The organism is Streptomyces sp. NPDC048504 (assembly GCF_043200035.1).
Classification (GTDB): domain Bacteria; phylum Actinomycetota; class Actinomycetes; order Streptomycetales; family Streptomycetaceae; genus Streptomyces.
In genome coordinates this window covers 287,322-305,645 of the sequence record NZ_JBICXA010000016.1, presented here as the reverse complement: position 1 = coordinate 305,645, position 18,324 = coordinate 287,322, and the positions used below count along the sequence as shown (strand labels likewise).

The window sequence follows — 18,324 nt, the reverse complement described above, 5'->3', positions numbered from 1 at the left end:
AACAGCTGATGCATCCCCACGAACCAGGCCCCGAGACCCACCAGCATGAACAGCGAGATCTTCGTGAACGCAACCGGCACACCGACCGCCCGCGCAGAATCCTTGTTCCCGCCCACCGCGAAGACCCAGTTGCCGTACTTCGTCCGCAACAGCACCCAGGTCGCGACCGCCGCGAACACCAGCCAGTAGAAGATCGTGATCTTCACATCGACACCACCGATGTCGAAGGACGTCGCGAAGACCTTCTTGGCCTGGTCGAAGCCGTCCATGTTGCTGATGTCATCGGTCGCCACGTTCCCGGTGACCAGCTTCGTCACCGCGAGGTTCACACCCTGCAGGATCAGGAAGCTGCCCAGCGTGACCAGGAAGCTCGGCAGCCCGGTCTTGACCACCATCCACCCGTTGAGGAAACCGATCCCCAACGACACCAGCAGCGCGACGATCACACCCACCCACACGTTCATGGTCAGCTGATAGCTGAGCATGCTCGCGGTCAGCGCCGAGGTGATCACCGCGACACCCGCGGAGAGGTCGAACTCCCCACCGATCATCAACAGGGCCACCGGCAACGCCATGATCCCGATCGTCGACGAGCTGTAGAGAATGTTCGCCATCGACGCGCTGTCCCGCACCGGCGGAGCCGCGATCAGGAAGAACACGTACACCGCGGCCGCACCGAGAAAGACACCCACCTCCGGACGCGCCAACAACCGTAGCGGCAAGGCTCGTTCAGAGGTCCGGCCGTCCGTCTGCGGGACCGGCGGAGCCGGCGACGGGGAGTCCGTCGCCGGTGCCGTGAGCTGAGTCATGGGCGTCACCTCGTTCCCTTGGCGGCGAACTCGGCGACCTTGGCGACGTTCGTCTTGTCGACGAAGGCCGGGCCGGTCAGCACGGGGGCCTGGCCGCCGCCGCTGTAGTTGCCGTTCGTCTTGTAGAGCCACAGCGAGTCGACGGCCAAGTAGCCCTGGAGGTACGGCTGCTGGTCGATGGCCCACTGGATCTTGCCGGCCTTGATGGCGCCGACCGCGTCCTTGTTGAGGTCGAACGTGGCGAGCTTGGCCTTGCTGCCCGCGTCGGCGATGGACTGGATGGCGGTCATCGCGAACGGGGCGCCGAGCGTCGTCACGTAGTCGATGGTCTTGTCCTGCGTGAGCTTGGCGGTGATCGTCGACTTCACCGACGGCATGTCCGTGCCGTTGACGTAGAGGATGTCGGTCTTGCCGGTGAACGTCTTCTTCACGCCGGCGCAGCGGGCCTCCAGGGCCACCTGTCCCTGTTCCATGATCACGCAGATGGTGTGCTTGGCGCCGGCCGCGTTGAGCTTGCGGCCGAATGCCTCCCCGGCGATGCTCTCGTCCTGGCCGAAGTATTCGAGCAGACCCTGCTTCTTCCAGTCCTGCACACCGGTGTTGAAGCCGACGACGGGGATGCCGGCCTGCTCGGCCTTGGCGACGACGCCCTTCATGGCGTCGGGCTTGGCGAGGGTGACCGCGATGCCGTCGACCTTCTGGTCGATCGCGTTCTGCACCAGGTTCGACTGGTTGGGGCCGTTGGGGTCGGACGAGTAGACCAGCTTGACGTTGTCCTTGGCGGCGGCTGCCTGGGCGCCCTTGCGGATCGTGTCCCAGAAGGTGTCACCGGGCGCCGCGTGCGTGATCATCGCGACCGTCATACGGGGAGTGGTGGCCTTGCCGGCCGAGACGCCGGAGGTGTCCTCGGTGGACTGCTTGCCTCCGGAGCTGCTGGAGCAGCCGGCCACAAGGAGTGCGGCGGCTGCGGCCGCCGCGACGACGGGGACGATTCTGCGGGGGTGGGATGTACGGTCCATCTTCCGGCACCTCACTGTGCTGCGGGGGAAACGGAGAAGCGGCTGGCCGAGCGAAGGCTGCGGATCACATGCCGTTAACACGGCTGTTGCTTATGACGAGATAGAACCGTCATGACACCCCGGGGTCAACGCTTGTAATGACATCATTTATCCATCACGACAAGATGTCTGAACAATTTCCCGACGGCCGATAAAAACGTGCCCCATGCACCGAAATGGAAATGAAAACAGGGCGGCGGAAACGACCGTGGTTTCGCTCCCGCCACCCCTGTGGCCCTTATTAGTTCACGAGTGCCGCAGCACTCCGATATGCCGCCGCCGCGGCCTCCCGCACCGGCAGCGCGCGGTGCGCGTCGGACAGGATCTCCACGCCCCAGGGGCCTCGGAAACCGGCTGTACGGAGTGCGGCGACGATGCCCGGCAGGTCGAACGAGCCCTCTCCGCACAGGAGACGGCGGTGGACGGTGTCCTCGAACAGCGTGCCGACGACCTGACTGTCGGCGTCGTTGAGCTCCACGCCCACGATCCGCGCACCCGGCACGTCCGCCAGCTCGGCCGGCGGGGTGTGGGCGCGCTCGGTGTGCCAGACATCGATGATGAGTCCGCCCGCCGGGTGGCCGGCGACCTCCACGAGCCGTAGGCCGTCGTACACGGTCCTGAGGTTGGACCAGGGCAGCGGTTCGACTCCGAGCCGGGCGCCCACCCCGTCGGCCTGCGCGGCCAGTACGGCGAACTCCTTGGCCCAGACGTCGAGTTCCCAGGGTTCGTCCGCCACGTCGGGGCCGATCTTGAAGGTGCGGGCACCGAGCGCCTCGATGGCTCTCAGCATGCCGACCCGGACGGTGTCCGACGCGGCCCGCCGGGGTCCTTCGGTCCACCAGTCGGTCAGCAGCTCCAACTCGACATGGCTGATCCCGTTGTCCTCGAAGAGGGACCGGATCCCGGCGATCCCGTACTCGCGCTCGGCCTCCACCAGGTCCGTATACAGCAGTCCGAAAGCGGTGAATCCGGCGTCGCGCGCCGCCTCCACCCGGTCCCGCAGATTCAGCGGACTGCGCTGGTCCGCCTCGTCGGGAGCCGCGCCGCCCGCCGTGGTCCAGCACGTGGCCAGAAATTGGTCAGCGGTCATTTCTGTTTCCTGGATCCCTCATGTTCGGATTCCTAGAGTTCACAAAGGAAGGGCGCCCGATCGCTCCGGCATTCTGAGATGGTCCCCGCACATCGGTCAATCCCTCGGAACACATCAAAAGCACATCAGACCCGAATACGGCTACGCGACACCGCGCAGCACCGAGCGTAGATGCTCGGCGCTGGCCCACACGTCCTCGACCGGGCCCTTCGCCTTGGGCTCCTCGGTGAGGATGGTGTCCTGTTCGAGGACGTACCAGCCGTCGTAGCCGCGGGCGCTGAGGTGGGTGACGATGGCCTGGACGTCCACGTCCCCGGCACCGAGCGGGCGGTACATGCCCTTGCGCACGGCGTCGGTGTAGCTGAGCTGTCCGTCCTGGACCTTGGCGGCGAGGGAGGCGTCCACGTCCTTCATGTGGGTGTGGGCGATGCGCTCGGGGGCCTGCCTGGTGAGCTCGGCGGGGTCGGTGCCGCCGATGAGGAGGTGGCCGGTGTCGAGGCAGAGGGAGATCGCCGAGTGCTCCAGGACGCGCCGGACCTCGTCGCCGTTCTCGATCATCGTGCCGACGTGCGGGTGCAGGACGGCGCGGACACCGCGTTCGGCGGCCAGCGAGGCGAGCCGGTCGAGGTTGGACAGCAGCAACTTCCAGCCGTCGGCGTCGAGTTCGGGGCGGGAGTCGTAGCCGTCCTGGCCGGTGACGGCGGACAGGACCAGCACCTCCGCCTTCGATGCGTCGTAGCCCGCCAGGAGCTGTTCGGCCTCGGGCAGCGGGTCGTGTCCGGGCACGTGCAGCAGCAGCGGGGTGAAGCCGCCGACCGCGTGCAGGTCGTGGTCGGCGAGGGTGCGGGCCATGGCGCCCGGCTCGGCGGGCAGGAACCCCTCGGGGCCGAACTCGGTGGCGGCCAGGCCGACCTCGCGCATCTCGTTCAGTACCCGCTCGGGCGTCAACTGGTAGCCCCAGCCGGGGACTTCGCACACACCCCAGGAGATGGGGGCACCGGCGATCCTGTTTTGGGGGGAGGTGGTCATGCTGTGACCTTTCTGAGATTCCGGTCGGGGTGGGACGAGGGGCGGGAACCACGTCGGGATGAGCGGGCAGCGGCTGGTGGCAGGCCGAACGGGGCGCAGGCGCGCGTCACCGTCCCGAAGGCGGTGGCGAGGTGCGGGGTCATGGCGAGGCCGACCACCGCCGGGTCCGCCGCAGGCTCCATCGCCCTCTCCCTCCAAAAACCGTCATGGCCGACCACGAGCGCGCTGATCAGTCGGTCGCCGGGCCGTTCACATGGGCGTAACGGTAGGTGCGGCGCAGGGCATTGTTGAAGAGGTCAAAACCATCATTAATCCTTCATTGGGCACGTCTTTTTCCCTCATCCGTACTTGACGGGCCGCAGCTGTCGACGGATAGCTTCACGAGCGCGCTGAGGCGCGTCCGTACTGAAGGGAGTCCGTGCTCATGGCAGAGCGGGCCGTTCCGTCCCGGGTGATGGCCGCGGGGCGTGTCGCCTCCGAGCTGGGCTTCACGTGGAGCTGTATCCCCGAGGTGGGCAGGCTGCTCAAGCTGGCCGCCGCCTCGAAACCGCACGGGGTCGTCGCGGAGAGCGGCACCGGCACGGGCGTGGGTGCCGCCTGGCTGCACAGCGGGCTCGGCGCCGCTGCCCGTCTGGTCACCGTGGAGCGTGACGAGGAGCTGGCCCGCCGGGCGGCCGGTGTCTTCGAGGACGACGACCGCGTCACCGTCCTCACCGGGGACTGGCGGCTGCTGGAGCGGCACGCCCCCTTCGACGTCTTCTTCTGCGACGGCGGCGGAAAACGCGAGGACCCCGAGCGGGTCGTCGGCCTCCTCGCCCCCGGTGGCCTCCTCGTCCTGGACGACTTCACCCCGTCGCCCCACTGGCCACCACGTCACGACGACGAGGTCGACGAACTGCGCCTGTTCTACCTCACGCACCCGGCCCTCGACGCGACCGAAGTACTCACCACACCGTCCACTTCAGCGGTGGTCGCCGCACGCCGCCCCTGAACCGGCTGAGCGAGTTGCTGCGGGCCCGGCGCGCGCTGGTACGGCCCGAGGACCACGGCATGCCCGCCGGGGTACGTCGTACGCCCGAACTGCGCCGTGAGGAGATCGCGGTCCTGACCGGCGTGAGCACCGATCTACTACGGTAGGGGCCCTCCATGCGCCAGTCCGCCACGACCATCGACGACTACGCCCCCACCGCGAGCACCCGGCGCACCGGCACCCTGGCCACCTGCGGCAACCAGCCCGGCGACCCGGCCCGCGGCGGAGGCCGTCATCGACGCGGTCACGGCCGAAGTGCCCCGTCGCGATTCCTGTTGAGCCGGGCCGCGTAAGACATCGTCACCGCCAAGCTCGACTCCCTCAGCACCACCTTCGACAGCTGGCGGGAGGTCACCGTCGGCGCGGACTCCCGCCCCGGGGACGCGATGCCCGGGGCCGACTGACGACCAACTGGCCCGCACACCAGGGCAGTTCAGACACCCCTCTCCCGCCGCCGTCATGGACCCGGATCTCAGTGAGGCGCCCGCTTCAGGAACAGTTCCAGTCCGGTGAGGAGCCGTTCGACGTCGTCGACGCTGGTGTAGGGCGCGAGGCCGATCCGCAGGCCGCCGGAGTCGCCCAGGCCGAGCCGGCGGGACGCCTCGATGGCGTAAAAGGAGCCGGAGGGCGCGTACACGTCCCGTTCCGCCAGGAAACGGGAGGCGTCCTGCGTTCCCTGCGCGCCGAAGGCTTCGTCCAGGGTCAGGAGCACGGTGGGTGTCCGGTCGGCTGCCTTCGAGTGGACGGTGATCCCGTCCAGGGCGGCGAGCCCCTGGTCGATGCGCGTGCGCAGGGTTTCCTCGTGCTGGTGGAGCGCGGCGAGGCTCGCTGCCAGGCGCTCGCGGCGACTGCCGCCGGCGTCCGTGTCGAGCCCGGCGAGGACGTCGACCGCAGCAGTCGTACCCGCGAGCAACTCGTAGGGCAGGGTGCCGAGTTCGAAGCGTTCCGGAACCGCGTCGGAGGACGGCAGGAGCTTGTCCGGTCGCAGGGTTTCCAGCAGTTCGGGCCGAGCGGCGAGGACGCCGTGATGAGGGCCGAGGAACTTGTAGGGCGAGCACACGAAGAAGTCCGCGCCGAGTTCGCCGATGTCGACGAGGGCGTGTGCTGTGTAGTGGACCCCGTCGACGTAGACCAGGGCCCCCACCCCGTGGGCCAGCCGGGACATCTCGGTGATCGCGGGCCGGGTGCCGATCAGGTTGGAGGCGGCGGTGACGGCGACCAGCCGGGTGCGGTCGGACAGGGCGGCGCGGAGGTGGTCCAGGGTGAGTTCGCCGGTCGCGGGGTCGAAGTCCGCCCAGCGGATGGTGGCACCGACCCGCTCGGCGGCCTGGATCCAGGGCCGGACATTGGCATCGTGGTCGAGGCGGGTGACGACGACCTCGTCCCCGGGCGCCCAGGTCGCGGCGAGGGTACGCGAGAAGTCGTAGGTGAGCTGGGTGGCACTACGGCCGAAGACGATCCCCGAAGCCTGCGCGCCGAGAAGATCGGCCATAGCCTCACGCGCCCCGGTGACGATGGCATCGGCATTGCGCTCCCCCGCGGTCACCTGGCCACGGTTCGACAGCGGGTTCGCCAACGCCCGGCTGATGGCCTCGATGACCGGCCGCGGCGTCTGTGTACCGCCAGGCCCGTCGAAGTGGGCGGGCCCACCGCTCAGGGCGGGAAACAGGGCGCGCAGGACGGAGATGTCGTAGACCACGGAAGAGAACTCCTGTCGATACCGTGTGCGGGCCTCGGGGCCCCGGGTGTCCACAACGATCATCGGACATCGACGGGGTTCGGGGCAGTGGGCGGGCGGCTCGGTGTCCCGTCCGGCTCGGATGTCGCCGGGCTGCACGCATGGGGGTTGGTGCTCAACGACGCGACCAGGCGCCCCGCGCCCCTTGGAGACCGGCGCAGCGTGGTCTTTCAGGGACCCGGGGCAGGGTCAACATACGACTCCACCGCGCAGGCACACCCCCCGGAGACCGGCGAAGCCGGGTCTTTCAGGGGCGCGGGGAACTGCGCGACCAGCCCCCACCGACCCGCACGCACGAGACGACCCAAAGCCCCCGACGCCGATAACTCCCCTCACACAACACCCGATTGATCACCCGGCGAAAACAGCGGCCAGGCCCTCAACGCCCCACCCGCCGCGGCAGCAACCCGATCTCCTGAGCCCGCAACACCGTACTCACCCGATCCCGCGTCCCCAACTTCCGGTACAGACCCTCCACATGCTTGTGAACGGTACGCACGGAGATACCCAGTCGATGAGCGATCGCCGACGCCGTGAGCGCATCGGCGAGCAGGAGCAGGACGGTGACCTGCCGAGGGGTGAGCCGGGAGTCCGCTGTCGCCTCGGCCGGTGCCGTCGTCGCGCGCAGCCGTTCAAGAAGTTGTCGCTGCTGCTCCACGCCGGCCAGCAGGGGCTGCACCTGCTCGGCGGCCCGGACATGGTCCTCGGTGAAGTCGGCACCGGCACGGTAGACGAGGCAGCCGGTCACCGGCGTGGTCGTGCCGGGCAGGGGTATCGCCAGGACGTGGTCGGCGTCCATCAGCCGGCTGATCGTCCCCGCGGTGCGGCTCCGCGCCCACCCTCTCCCGGCCATCCGGTGCGCGGTCCCGGGCCGCCGGACGGCGCCGGCCGTGGCGTAGTGGTCCGCGAAGGGGTACCCCCGGCGCAGCACCGCCATCGACTCGTCCCCGATGTCGTCGATCCGCCCGAGATGCGCCGCGGCGCCGGGCGAGAACCCCATCGACCCGGTCCGGTCCGTCCACTCGCCGAGTTTGTAGATCAGCGCCTCGCCGCCGCACAGCCCCGGCAGGGCCGCGGCGACCAACGGCCACAGCCGCTCGGGGTCCCGCTCGTGCAGAGCCGCCACCGCGACCGCCAGCATGCGTTCGTACGCCCCGGCCGGCCCGCCCGTCATACGCCCTCACGATCCCGCGTGTGTCACACCCACGTACGCACGTACGTACTTCTCCCCATACCACCACAGCCACGGCGCCCGGCAGAATACACAGCGTTCCGGCAGCGCCTGCGACCGTATGGATCAAGGGAGTTGACGGTACGGATCCGCCTGCGCGGGGGACAGGCGGATTTCCGCCGTTCCGGGATCAGACACCCGGGACGGGAAACAGCAGGCAGCTGCTCGTGGCGTGCGCGAGCAGCCGGTCCTTCTCGTCGAACAGTTCGGCCTGGGCGAGCGCGGTACGCCGTCCGCCGTTCAACACGATCCCTACGGCACGGACCCGGCCGGTGTCGGCCGTGATCGGGCGCAGGAACTTCACCGACAGGTCGAGCGACGTGTACCCCATGCCCTGCGGCAACGTGGACTGCACCGCGCACCCGGCCGCGGAGTCGAGCAGCGTGGCGTAGACCCCGCCGTGCACACTTCCGATGGGGTTGTAGTGCTCCTCCCCCGGTATCAGGGAGAACACCGCGCGCCCGTGCTCCACCTCGTCGAGCGTGAAGTTGAGAGTGGCCCCGATGGGCGGCGCGGGCAGGCGCCCGCCGATCAGTTCCCGCAGGAATTCCAGACCCGTGGACTGTCCTACGGCGGCTGCCGAGACCCCCGGGTCCTCCCACTCGTACGTGCGTGACCGTCCCATACGGTGCTACCTCCCAGCTGGCTTCCTGAAAAGAAGCTAGATGCGCCCGCAGCTGACTGTCAATGACAGAGCCAGGTGGCTAAGGTGGTCGCATGGAATGGCTCGACGTGAGCACGGAGAACTGTCCGGTCCAGAGCACGCTCGATCTCGTCGGCGAGAAGTGGACCCTGCTGATCCTGCGGGACGCGTTCGTCAGGGTCCGTCGTTTCGACGACTTCCGGCGCCATATCGGGCTCTCGGACGCGGTGCTCGCCGACCGGCTCCGCAAGCTGGTGGCGGCCGGCATCCTGACGACGGTGCCCTACCGGCAGGCGGGGAGCCGGACCCGGCACGAGTACCGGCTGACGGGCAAGGGCCGCGATCTCTGGCCGGTTCTCATGGCGCTACGGCAGTGGGGCGAGACGTACGCCGCCGACCCCGAGGGGCCGGTTCTCGACGTACGGCACACCGAATGCGGCGCGCCGGTCCGCGTGGTGGTGGAGTGCGACGGGCCGCACGGCGCGTTGAAGCCGACCGAGGTCACCGCCGCGCCCGGACCGGCGGCCCGGCCCGTACGCAGCCCGCTACCGGAGTGAGCGCCTGGGTGACGCGGAGCCGACCGTGAGCGAGGTGCCGTCGCCCCGGTGGACGGTGGCCGTGGGGAACAGCGGTGCGCTGCGCAGGAGTTGGGCGGTGCCGGGGACCTCGGGGTACAGGCCGAGGCTCGCCCACACCGCCCAGGACGACATGGCGCCGAGGTCGTCGTTGCCGACGAGTCCGCCGGGGGCGTCGGTGAACAGCGTTGACAGGGCGCGCTGGGTGACGGCCCCGGCCCGGTCGGCGTGGCCGACGTAGGTGTACGCCCAAGGGGTCCCGAACGAGGGCTCGTTGCCGAGGTAGGCGTACGGTTCACCGGCGCCCGCGTTGAGGTTGGTGAAGAAGGTGTCGAGGCGCGCGGTGACGGCGGCGTCGCCGCCCATCGCCGCGAACAGTCCGGGCAGATCCTGCGGCACCATCCACGTGTACTGGGCCGCGTTGCCCTCCACGTACTCCGTCTTCTGGGCCGGGGTGAAGGCCGGCCAGGTGCCGTCGGCGGCGCGAGGCTGGATGTAGCCGGTCGCGGGGTTGAAGAGGTTGCGCCAGTTCCTGGAGGCCCGCAGCAGGGTGTCGTAAGCGGTCAAGTCGCCGAGCCGGTGGGCGAGTTGGGCGAGCGCGTAGTCGGCGGCGGCGTATTCGAGGGTGGTGGAGACCGAGCCCCAGACGCCCTTGGTGGCGGCGGGGACATAGCCGAGGGAGTCGTACTGCTCGTGTCCGGGGCGCTGGCGGCTGTCCTGGCGGTCCGCGAGGGCCGTGCGCAGCAGGGTGGCGGCGTCGAAGTCGGTGCCGCCGAAGGCGTGGATCGCGGACGCGATGGCGGGCAGCGGGTCGCCGACCATGACGCCGCTGCCGCCGTTCGCGAGGGTCCAGCGGTCGAAGTACCCGGCTTGGAGGCCCTGGTTGAGGACGGACTGCGCGATGTCGGAGGCCTCGCGCGGGGCGAGCAGCGCCAGCAGCTGGACCTGGCAGCGGTAGACGTCCCAGCCGGAGAAGTTCGCGTACTGGACGTGCCCGGTCTGGGTGCGGTGGACGAGCCCGTCCATGCCGGTATAGCGGCCGTCGGCGTCGCTGAAGACGCTCGGGTGCAGGAGGGCGTGGTAGAGCGCGGTGTAGAAGACGCGGCGCTGGGCGTCCGTGCCGCCGCCGACGGTGACGCGGTTCAGCCACCCGTTCCAGTCGTCGCGCACGGCCTGCCGGATCGTGTCGTACGACTGCGCCTTCTGCTCGGTCAGCGCGTTGCGGCGAGCGCCCTCGACGTCGACGAAGGAGACTCCGACCCGGGCGGTCACCGTGCGCACGCCGGGGGCGAAGGTGACCATGGCCGCGTCCGCTTTGCCGTCGGGGTGGCCGGCCTGGGCGAAGGGCTGGTCGAAGGTGGCGTGGAAGTAGAGCCGGTAACGGTTCTTGGACTTGCAGAACGCGCCGCTGTCGCTGTACCCGGAGAGCGTGTCGGTCCCGATGTCGACCGTTCCGGTGGCGGCGGTGAACGCCTTGGCCGCGTCGATGCTCACGGCGGCGGGGCGGGTGTCGCTCGCCGGGTAGTTGAAGCGGGCGATGCCCGAGCGCTGGGTGGTGGTCAGGTCGGTGCCGATGCCGTTGTCGAAGGTGACGTGGTAACTGCCGGGCGCCGCCTGCTCGTTGGCGTGGGAGAAGGTGGCGTACGCCGGCGGTACGGCGTCCTGCGTGGGCATGAAGGGGACGTTGCCGTAGGCGGCGCAGCCGGCTCCGGAGATGTGCGCGAGGCTGAAGCCGCGGATGCGGTTGTCGCCGTAGGAGTAGCCGCCGTGCTGGTACGTCACCGTGTCGGGGCTCCACTGCATCCCGCCGAGCGGGGCCGAGGCACCCGGGAACGTGTTGCCCGCGCCGCCGCCGTGGCCGAAGTCGGGGCCGCCGGGGGCGGTGCCGACGAACGGGTTGACGTACCGCACGAGATCGTCGACGGCCCGGGGCCGGGACGTCCCGTCGGCCCGGACCGGGGCGGCGGCCGCTCCGGACGCCACGAGCACCGAGACCGCCAGGGCGGCCCGAAGCAGGGGAAGTCGCACCACGTTTCTCCAGCCAGCAGGGAACCCGCCGCCCGCGCGGCGCCGGACCGCGAGTGTCCCCAACGCGGCCCCACCCGCCGTGCCGCCACACCGTCCGGTTCCGAGGACCAGCCGGTCGGGTCATCACTCCGCCGCATGTCGCATGCGACGACAGAGTGCGAATCGACGTGGTGCGTGAAACGCCGCGTCTGGAAACATGGGCGCCTTACACGGTGGGGGTGGCTGATGCGACAGGTTCAGATGACGCGCGGGGTAATAGGTGCGGTCCTGTTCGGGATGGCGGCGGTCGGCTGTGCGGGCTCCGGGGACGCGCGGTCCGCTGAGACGGGGCATACGACGACGACCGCGTCCCCGCACTCCTCCGCGCCGATCTCCGCCGCGGCGCGGACGTCCGACGGCGGCCAGGACTCATGGCGTGCCTGGACCAAGGACCTCTCCGGCTCGGAGGGCGTACAGGTCTGCGGTGCCACGGCCCATCAGGTCGTGTGTGCCACCGGCGCGGACGGTTTCGTCGGACGGTCCCGGGCCGACGGCGCGGTCAGTTGGACCGTTCCCACCACCACCGCCGGCAAGAACCTCGGACTCGTCGTGGACAAGGCCGACGAACGCGCGGTGACCAGCGGCGGCCGCACCCTGCGCGCCGCGAACCTCCGCACCGGCACGGCGGCTTGGTCCCACCGACTGCCCGCCGACCGCGTGTACACCCAGGTCGTCGCGGCGGAGGGAGTCGTCTACGCGCTCGACGCGTGGAGCAGTTTCGACCGCGAGGCGAGCGTCGCGCTCGGCGCCTACCGGGCGTCCGACGGTACGACGCTGTGGCACCGGACGGTGGACGCCGACCGCTCCGAAAGCCCGGCCGCGTTCGGCGGACGCGTCTACACGACCGACTCCTCGAAGGTCACGGCGCGCGACGGCCGTAACGGCGACGCGCTCGCGACCACCACCTCCGGCACGAAGTGCCCGCACCTCATCACCGGCGGCGACTACCTTGTCTGCTCGGGCAGCGCGTACACGGCCGAGGACACCTTTCCGCCCCTCCAGCGACTCGACCCGGGCGACCTTCGACCACTCGCCACCGCCAAGGACAGCGGCCAGAAGCCCGAACGCGCTTTGATCTCGGCCGACGGTGTGCTGATGCTCTTCGAGGTCAGTCCGGAGGATTCCGGCGTCGGTGACTGGAACGCCTACGACCTCAACCGCCCGAGGAAACTGTGGAGTTACCACACGACCACAAAGGAAGCCGGCCTCGTCGGCGGGCGGTTCGTGACCTTCACCCCCCGCAACGACCCCACCACCCGGGGACACATGATCACCATCGACCTGCATGCCGGACCGCACGCGAAAGGATCCGCCGCACCACGCATGTCACCGGCCTACCCAGAGACCGTGGGCAGCGCGTACCCGGCACTCCTGCTGCCGGGAGGCGACCCGGGCTACGTCGTCATCGAAACGATGGTCCATCACATCCTGCGGTCGATGCCGCTGCCCTAGGAACAGCACAACAGGATGAAGGGGTGGCGCGATGCCGCACCACGAAGAGGCGGGGGCCATACGGCCGTTGACCGGGGCCTGGTGGGCCGGCATCTGGAGGTCGGCGAACGGATCGTCGGAATCGAGGAGTTGCACGGTGGCATCACCGCCGAGATGCGGCGACTCACCATCGGTACGCGGGACGGAGGCTGCCGTGACCTGGTGCTGCGGACCTTCGTCGACCCGTACTTCGTGGAGCACGCCGAGGACCTGCTGAACCGCGAGGCCGACGCCCTCGCCCTGCTGACGGGAACCGGCGTACCGGCTCCCGGACCGGTCGCGGTCGACGCGACCGCCACGCACTGCGAGTACCCGTCGCTCCTCATGACACATCTCCCGGGCCGGACGGTCCTCGCCGACGAGGGACTGGAGGCGCGGGTCCCCCTGCTGGCCCGGCAACTCGTGGCGATCCACGCGCTGCGCCCCGCCGACCGGTCCCAGGAGTACAAGGCGTGGACGACCGCCGACGCCGTCGTCCCTCCGCACGGCGCCGACGCGGTGGCCTGGGCCGCGGCGACCGACGTCATCCGCAAGCCCGCGCCCCGGTACGAGGGGCGGTTTCTGCACCGGGATTTCCAGCCCGGCAACGTGCTGTTCGACGTACAGTCCCGCGACGAGCCAGCTCTCCGTATCAGCGGCGTCGTCGACTGGGTTCAGACCTCCTGGGGACCGGCGGACCTGGATGTGGCGCACTGCTCCACCAACCTCGCGCTGCTCCACGGCCCGGCCTGGGGTCTGCGGTTCGCCGGGGCGTACGAGGAGGCCGGCGGGGTTCTGGCCGCGGCTGCGGACGAGCGGTTGTACTGGCGGTTGCTGGACGCGCTGGCGTTCGCGTCCGGCGCGGAGTGGGTGGCGCGGCCGTGGCGGGAGGCGGGGAGGGCCGAGCTGACGACGCGGGCTGTGGAGGAGCGGTTGGACGCCTATGTCATCGCCCTGTTGGAGGCGCTGGGTTGAGCCGGTGCGGGGACTGGTTTCCCGCACCGGCAGCCGAGTTGTTCCGGACGGACCGCCCGTTGGTGTCAGTCCTGGCTGATGTCTCGCACGATCCGGGCGACGATGTCCGCACCCCGCTCCGGCTGTTCCTCGAACCAGCTGCCGAGGTGCTCCCGGACGGCCTCCGCGATGCACACCCGCACATCGGTGTTGCCGAGCAACGTGCGTGTGGCGCCGAGGTATTCGGGTTGGTCGAGCTTCACCGAGACGACTGCGGTGAGGCCCTCGACGATACGGTCGGCGCAGGCGTCGAGGTCGGACGCGCCTGGCAGCTCCAGTTCCCGTGCGAACGCGGTGACCGCGTCCATCACTCCCTCGCGGAAGCCGTCCAGATGCGTGCCGCCCTCGTGAGTGGCCAGGCTGTTGGCGAAGCCGCGTATCTGCGCGCGGCGGGAGTATCCCCACAGCAGGGCCACCTCCATCGTCCCCGCCATTCTCTCGTCCTCCCGCTCGAAGCCGAAGACGTCCGAATGAGGACAGGCCCCTGTTTCCGCGTCGATGGCTGCCACGAAGTCCCGTACTCCGTCCGGGAATTGGAACAGCACCCTCCGAACCCCGTCCGCCGGGCGTTCGTCGGTCAGCGAGATGGCCAAACCCCGGTTGAGGAAGGCCAGTTGACGGAACCGCTCCGCCAGCACGGGGAACGAGCACCATGTCGTCTCGAAGATCTCGGTGTCGGGCCAGAAGGAGATGGTCGTCCCACTTCCGGTCGCCGAGCCCACACCTCCCGTCAACGGCCCCACGGTGTCGGGCTGTTCGACCTCGACACCGCGCGCGTACTCCTTGACCCACCGGGTCCCCTCACCCCACACCTCGACCGTCAGTCGACTCGACAGGGCATTGGCGACGAAGAGCCCCATGCTGAAGGGGGCAATGACCACTGTGCGCCGGCCAGGGGGGCCGAAACCGAATTGGAAGCTGGTCAACTGCGCTTCGAGGTCCGGGCTGTAGGGCCCGCCACCCCCCTCCCCGTCGTCGGCGACCCGCACACCGCCGTCGGCCGTGAGCGTCACGTCGACGGAGCCCGCGCGGGCCGCCAGGACCTCCCCCACGGCCCGGTCGACGACACCCAACACGAGGTGGTACAGCCCGCGTTCACCGGTCGAGCCGACGTACATCCCGGGCCGCTTCCGAACGGCTTCCCTGCCCTCCAGCACCTCGATGTGAGCAGCGTCGTACCTCATGCCCTCCGCACTCACGAAGACCCCTCCCATGGCGTTCGGTTGATCACCCCAGCGTAGGCGGGATCCAATAAAACACCAGGTCAGATCCACTTCGTCGAAGCCGCAGACGGGCGGGTGAAGGCGCGCCGGGAAGCGGGCGGCGCAGCCGTCGCGCACCGCATCCGGAACGCGTCCGAGCGTCCGCCGAAGCCGTGTACGACCCCGTTCCGGACGCCCCTGAGGACCTCAATTGCGGCCAACGGCCCCGCTCCGACAGTCAGTTCACGGGGTGGCCCGGGGTGATGTCGAGCGCGTCCGTCAGCGACAGCAGCGCGGCGCGGCCGCCCTCGACGTTCTCCGCCACCTCCGGGGCGAGCAGGAACCCGACATGGTCGCCGCCGTCGATCCGGCCCTCCACGCGCCCGACGAACCAGGCCGGAGCCTCGTCGAGGACAGGAGACCCGCCCGGCCCCGGGTGCCACGGGACGTCGGCGAACTTGTCCGTACGGTCGCCGGTCTCGCCCCCGAAGAGCCGGGCCAACCGGTCCTGGTCACGGCGCAGCAGATGGACCGTAAGCCGCTCGGCGCGATCAGCCACCCGGAACGTCCGGTTCGCCCTGGACAGCCAGACCACGAACCGGGCGGGCCGGATCGAACACTGCGAGCCGAACCCGACCAGGCAGCCGGCCCGCTCACCGGCGGCTTCGGCGGTGACGACATACATCGGGGGGTCGAGCAGATCGGTGAACGGGTCGAGATCGGTCATGGCACTCCCTGTGTGTTCTGGCCCCTGGCCCTGATCATTGCCCTGGTGCCGGTACCTGCGTCACGCGCTCGCCGCCCCGAGGATGACGATCGTCCAACCCTGCCCCGCTGGTGCGCGCGGCGGATCACCGCTACCGAGGCCCACGCCCCGTCAGGGCGGCCAGTTCCGAGTCGAAGAGCAACTCCGGGTCGAACCCCATGCCCGTGAAGTGGCCGGCGAGTTCCAGGGACAGGACGCCGTGCAGACGGGTCCAGAAGGTCAGGGCGCGGTGGAGGGCCGCGGGTGGGGCGGAGTGGTCGCCCGCCCAGTGTCGGTGGGCCCCCAGGTCGACCTCGAACGGTGTCGCGGGACCGTCCGCGGGCAGCTCCGCGCTCGCGTCCAGCAGCGCCGTCATGATCTCGGACGCGATGCCGGTGATGTCGTCGGGCGCGTGATAGCCGGGGACGGGTGTGCCGTAGATGAGGAAGTAGCGCTGGGGGTCGGCGAGGGCCCAGCCGCGCAGGGCGTGCGCCAGGCCGGGCAGGTCGGTGCCGGAGGCGGCGTGGAAGGTGTCGGCGAGGCTGCGGTAGGCGTCCCGGATGAGTTCGGTGATCAGGTCGTCGCGGCTGGCGAAGTACCGGTAGAGGGCGGGTCCGCTCATGCCCATCCGCTTGGCGATCGCGTTGAGGGAGAGCGCGGAGGCACCCGCCGTGGCGATCTGTTCCCGCGCGTGTTCCTTGACCTCCGCGCGCACCTGGTCGCGATAGCGCTCGCGTGGGGTCTTCGTGCCCGTTTCCGCCATGACCGGCCGCCTTCCGCTCCCACTCGTCTACATGTTCACGCTTCAGTTAGAAGCTATCACGATCGCTATTGACGACCCCTTCTCGCGTGAGTTACAACTTATAACGAACACGAAAGCACCTAGCTCGCAACGGATCGCAGTGGAGGTCACCATGAACAGCACGGACAACACGAACCACGTGGACAACACCACCGACGCACTCGTCGAGGTGGTCCTGCCGGGCAAGGTGGAGCCGGAGGGCCTGGAGGTCCGGCACGGGGCCGTTCCCGTCGCGGGCCCCGGCCAGGTGGTGATCCGGATGGAGGCGACCGGGGTCTCCTTCGCCGAGCAGCAGATGCGCCGCGGCAAGTACTACGACCAGCCCCCGTTCCCCTTCGTCCCCGGCTACGACCTGGTCGGCACCGTCCAGAGCACTGGCGCCGGCGTCGAGCCCGGCCTGGCCGGCACCCGGGTGGCCGCGCTGGTCAAGGTCGGAGGCTGGGCCAGCCATGTGCTGGTCGACGCGGCCGACGTGGTGCCGGTGCCCGAGGGGATCAGCGCGGCCGAGGCCGAGACCGTGGTCGTCAACGGCATCACCGCCTGGCAGATGCTGCACCGCAAGGCCCGCGTCCGCGCCGGCCAGACGATCCTGGTGCACGGTGCGAACGGCGGAGTCGGCACCGTCCTGGTCCAACTCGCCCACGCCGCAGGGGTGCACGTCATCGGCACGGCGTCCCCGCGCCACCACGACGCGCTGCGCGAGCAGGGTGTCGAGCCCATCGACTACCGCACCCCGGACCTCACGGCCCGCGTCCGCGAACTCTCCCCGCGCGGCGTGGACGCCGTCTTCGACCACATCGGCGGCCCCAGCGTCGTCCGGTCCTGGCACCTCCTCGCCCCCGGCGGCACCCTCGTCTCCTACGGCAGTGCCTCCACCCGCGACGACGAGGGCTCCAAGCAGCTGCCCGTACTCAAGATCCTCGGCCGGGTCTGGGTGTGGAACGCGCTGCCGAACGGCCGCCACGCCTACTTCTTCAACGTCTGGGCCGGGCGGGCCCTGAGCAAGAACAAGTTCCGCGCCCAGCTGAGTGCCGACCTGACCCAGGTCTTCGCGGCCCTCCAGTGCGGTGAGGTCAACGCGCAGATCGCGGCCCAACTCCCGCTCGCCCGCGTCTCGGACGCCCTGCGGCTGGCCGAGTCCGGCACGGTCGCCGGCAAGGTCGTCCTCACCCCGTGACGCGCCCCTCCCTCCCAACTCCCCCACCCCGATCGGAAGGACCTGCCGTGATCACCGTCCCGCCCGCCCGCACCACCCGACGTCCCCGCGCCCGGCTCCTCGTCCCGGCGGCGCTCGCCGCCCTGCTCTGCACGGCCATGACCGCCACCGCCTCGGACGCCTCACCCAGAACCACCGCGACGACAGCGATCACGAGCGTCCAAAGCCGGCACGAGGGCGTGCAGAAGCCCAAGGCGATGCTCGACGACTGGCTCCGGCTCTGGAACGGCGACTACGAGCGGGCGCCGGGCATCATCTCCCCCGCCTTCCGCGTCCACGCCGCGCTCATCAATGGCGGGGACGGCAGCTCGATCCGCGGTGTCGACGGGCTCGTCACGTGGATCGCGCAGACACGCGCGGCGTTCCCGGACCTCCGCTTCACCGAGCAGGTCGCCCCGCTGATCGACGGCCGTCACGCGTCCATACGGTGGACGGCCACCGGGACCTACGCCGGCGGCTTCCCCGGCGCCAAGGCCGAGCCCGGGACCGTGGTCACGTTCACCGGCACCGACACACTCCGGATGCGGGACGGCAGGTTCGTGGAGTACTGGGTCAACACCGACACCCTCCAACTCCTCACCCAGCTCAGGGTGTTGTGACAACCG

Annotated in this window: 19 protein-coding genes; 8 read left to right on the top strand and 11 right to left on the bottom strand. The window is 69.9% G+C overall.

Going from position 1 to position 18,324, the window contains the following annotated elements:
- From ACGFY9_RS35145 to ACGFY9_RS35130, 4 genes are all read right to left on the bottom strand, one after another.
- A partial coding sequence (locus tag ACGFY9_RS35145) for an ABC transporter permease (RefSeq protein ID WP_393760967.1) occupies positions 1-809 on the bottom strand: 809 nt, incomplete at its 3' end.
- 5 nt (positions 810-814) lie between these two features.
- Positions 815-1,828 carry a sugar ABC transporter substrate-binding protein gene (locus tag ACGFY9_RS35140; protein ID WP_393760965.1) on the bottom strand — a complete coding sequence of 338 codons (1,014 nt, stop codon included), beginning with the start codon at positions 1,826-1,828 and terminating at the stop codon, positions 815-817.
- A 280-nt stretch (positions 1,829-2,108) separates the two neighbouring features.
- On the bottom strand, positions 2,109-2,957 hold the full coding sequence (locus tag ACGFY9_RS35135; RefSeq protein WP_393760963.1) for a sugar phosphate isomerase/epimerase family protein: 849 nt from the start codon (positions 2,955-2,957) through the stop codon (positions 2,109-2,111).
- A gap of 141 nt (positions 2,958-3,098) precedes the next feature.
- Positions 3,099-3,986: a sugar phosphate isomerase/epimerase gene (locus ACGFY9_RS35130; RefSeq protein ID WP_019056133.1), complete on the bottom strand. Its 888-nt coding sequence runs from the start codon at positions 3,984-3,986 to the stop codon at positions 3,099-3,101.
- Between the two features lie 418 nt (positions 3,987-4,404).
- Here ACGFY9_RS35130 and ACGFY9_RS35125 point away from each other — a divergent pair, with 418 nt between their 5' ends.
- The 3 genes from ACGFY9_RS35125 to ACGFY9_RS35115 are packed head-to-tail and all read left to right on the top strand — an operon-like array spanning position 4,405 to position 5,309.
- Positions 4,405-4,977, top strand: a complete 573-nt coding sequence (locus ACGFY9_RS35125) for an O-methyltransferase (protein WP_393760961.1) — start codon at positions 4,405-4,407, stop codon at positions 4,975-4,977.
- Between the two features lie 14 nt (positions 4,978-4,991).
- Positions 4,992-5,123, top strand: coding sequence for a hypothetical protein (locus tag ACGFY9_RS35120; RefSeq protein WP_393760959.1), 132 nt, complete (start codon positions 4,992-4,994; stop codon positions 5,121-5,123).
- A 9-nt stretch (positions 5,124-5,132) separates the two neighbouring features.
- Entirely contained in the window at positions 5,133-5,309 is a 177-nt protein-coding gene (locus ACGFY9_RS35115) for a hypothetical protein (RefSeq protein WP_393760957.1), read from the top strand.
- A gap of 179 nt (positions 5,310-5,488) precedes the next feature.
- Here ACGFY9_RS35115 and ACGFY9_RS35110 read toward each other — a convergent pair whose 3' ends face one another.
- The 3 genes from ACGFY9_RS35110 to ACGFY9_RS35100 all read right to left on the bottom strand — a co-directional run bounded on the left by ACGFY9_RS35110 (position 5,489) and on the right by ACGFY9_RS35100 (position 8,610).
- Complete coding sequence (locus ACGFY9_RS35110) at positions 5,489-6,715, bottom strand: cysteine desulfurase-like protein (protein WP_393760955.1); 1,227 nt, start codon at positions 6,713-6,715, stop codon at positions 5,489-5,491.
- Positions 6,716-7,133: 418 nt separating this feature from the next.
- The gene (locus ACGFY9_RS35105) at positions 7,134-7,928 is read right to left on the bottom strand and encodes a response regulator transcription factor (RefSeq protein ID WP_393760953.1); all 795 of its coding nucleotides are present in this window, start codon (positions 7,926-7,928) and stop codon (positions 7,134-7,136) included.
- A 187-nt stretch (positions 7,929-8,115) separates the two neighbouring features.
- The gene (locus tag ACGFY9_RS35100; RefSeq protein ID WP_393760951.1) at positions 8,116-8,610 is read right to left on the bottom strand and encodes a PaaI family thioesterase; all 495 of its coding nucleotides are present in this window, start codon (positions 8,608-8,610) and stop codon (positions 8,116-8,118) included.
- Positions 8,611-8,702: 92 nt separating this feature from the next.
- Here ACGFY9_RS35100 and ACGFY9_RS35095 point away from each other — a divergent pair, with 92 nt between their 5' ends.
- Positions 8,703-9,185: a winged helix-turn-helix transcriptional regulator gene (locus ACGFY9_RS35095; protein WP_393760950.1), complete on the top strand. Its 483-nt coding sequence runs from the start codon at positions 8,703-8,705 to the stop codon at positions 9,183-9,185.
- Here the strand turns inward: ACGFY9_RS35095 and ACGFY9_RS35090 are convergent.
- The gene (locus ACGFY9_RS35090; RefSeq protein WP_393760948.1) at positions 9,174-11,231 is read right to left on the bottom strand and encodes a GH92 family glycosyl hydrolase; all 2,058 of its coding nucleotides are present in this window, start codon (positions 11,229-11,231) and stop codon (positions 9,174-9,176) included. The two genes, ACGFY9_RS35095 and ACGFY9_RS35090, sit on opposite strands and share 12 nt — an antisense overlap.
- A gap of 225 nt (positions 11,232-11,456) precedes the next feature.
- Here ACGFY9_RS35090 and ACGFY9_RS35085 point away from each other — a divergent pair, with 225 nt between their 5' ends.
- Both ACGFY9_RS35085 and ACGFY9_RS35080 read left to right on the top strand, forming a co-directional pair.
- On the top strand, positions 11,457-12,722 hold the full coding sequence (locus ACGFY9_RS35085) for a PQQ-binding-like beta-propeller repeat protein (RefSeq protein ID WP_393760946.1): 1,266 nt from the start codon (positions 11,457-11,459) through the stop codon (positions 12,720-12,722).
- 81 nt (positions 12,723-12,803) lie between these two features.
- On the top strand, positions 12,804-13,715 hold the full coding sequence (locus tag ACGFY9_RS35080; RefSeq protein ID WP_393760944.1) for a phosphotransferase family protein: 912 nt from the start codon (positions 12,804-12,806) through the stop codon (positions 13,713-13,715).
- A gap of 65 nt (positions 13,716-13,780) precedes the next feature.
- Here ACGFY9_RS35080 and ACGFY9_RS35075 read toward each other — a convergent pair whose 3' ends face one another.
- From ACGFY9_RS35075 to ACGFY9_RS35065, 3 genes are all read right to left on the bottom strand, one after another.
- A complete protein-coding gene (locus ACGFY9_RS35075) occupies positions 13,781-14,938 on the bottom strand; it encodes a DNA gyrase subunit B (protein ID WP_393760943.1) in 1,158 nt (385 codons plus the stop codon).
- Between the two features lie 256 nt (positions 14,939-15,194).
- A complete protein-coding gene (locus tag ACGFY9_RS35070; RefSeq protein ID WP_393760941.1) occupies positions 15,195-15,683 on the bottom strand; it encodes a flavin reductase family protein in 489 nt (162 codons plus the stop codon).
- Between the two features lie 130 nt (positions 15,684-15,813).
- Positions 15,814-16,464 carry a TetR/AcrR family transcriptional regulator gene (locus tag ACGFY9_RS35065; RefSeq protein WP_393760939.1) on the bottom strand — a complete coding sequence of 217 codons (651 nt, stop codon included), beginning with the start codon at positions 16,462-16,464 and terminating at the stop codon, positions 15,814-15,816.
- Positions 16,465-16,615: 151 nt separating this feature from the next.
- On the opposite strand from ACGFY9_RS35065, the gene ACGFY9_RS35060 reads away from it, so the two are divergent.
- Both ACGFY9_RS35060 and ACGFY9_RS35055 read left to right on the top strand, forming a co-directional pair.
- Positions 16,616-17,680 carry a medium chain dehydrogenase/reductase family protein gene (locus tag ACGFY9_RS35060; RefSeq protein WP_393760938.1) on the top strand — a complete coding sequence of 355 codons (1,065 nt, stop codon included), beginning with the start codon at positions 16,616-16,618 and terminating at the stop codon, positions 17,678-17,680.
- Positions 17,681-17,727: 47 nt separating this feature from the next.
- Positions 17,728-18,318 carry an ester cyclase gene (locus tag ACGFY9_RS35055; RefSeq protein WP_393760936.1) on the top strand — a complete coding sequence of 197 codons (591 nt, stop codon included), beginning with the start codon at positions 17,728-17,730 and terminating at the stop codon, positions 18,316-18,318.
- Positions 18,319-18,324: the final 6 nt, after the last annotated feature.

Bases quoted from the DNA above. Each gene is read 5' to 3' on its own strand.
- ACGFY9_RS35130 (WP_019056133.1), bottom strand. From the start codon at position 3,986: ATGACCACCTCCCCCCAAAACAGGATCGCCGGTGCCCCCATCTCCTGG.
- ACGFY9_RS35100 (WP_393760951.1), bottom strand. From the start codon at position 8,610: ATGGGACGGTCACGCACGTACGAGTGGGAGGACCCGGGGGTCTCGGCA.
- ACGFY9_RS35085 (WP_393760946.1), top strand. From the start codon at position 11,457: ATGCGACAGGTTCAGATGACGCGCGGGGTAATAGGTGCGGTCCTGTTC.
- ACGFY9_RS35075 (WP_393760943.1), bottom strand. From the start codon at position 14,938: ATGAGGTACGACGCTGCTCACATCGAGGTGCTGGAGGGCAGGGAAGCC.
- ACGFY9_RS35065 (WP_393760939.1), bottom strand. From the start codon at position 16,464: ATGGCGGAAACGGGCACGAAGACCCCACGCGAGCGCTATCGCGACCAG.
- ACGFY9_RS35060 (WP_393760938.1), top strand. From the start codon at position 16,616: ATGAACAGCACGGACAACACGAACCACGTGGACAACACCACCGACGCA.
- ACGFY9_RS35070 (WP_393760941.1), bottom strand. From the start codon at position 15,683: ATGACCGATCTCGACCCGTTCACCGATCTGCTCGACCCCCCGATGTAT.
- ACGFY9_RS35140 (WP_393760965.1), bottom strand. From the start codon at position 1,828: ATGGACCGTACATCCCACCCCCGCAGAATCGTCCCCGTCGTCGCGGCG.
- ACGFY9_RS35135 (WP_393760963.1), bottom strand. From the start codon at position 2,957: ATGACCGCTGACCAATTTCTGGCCACGTGCTGGACCACGGCGGGCGGC.
- ACGFY9_RS35105 (WP_393760953.1), bottom strand. From the start codon at position 7,928: ATGACGGGCGGGCCGGCCGGGGCGTACGAACGCATGCTGGCGGTCGCG.
- ACGFY9_RS35095 (WP_393760950.1), top strand. From the start codon at position 8,703: ATGGAATGGCTCGACGTGAGCACGGAGAACTGTCCGGTCCAGAGCACG.
- ACGFY9_RS35115 (WP_393760957.1), top strand. From the start codon at position 5,133: ATGCGCCAGTCCGCCACGACCATCGACGACTACGCCCCCACCGCGAGC.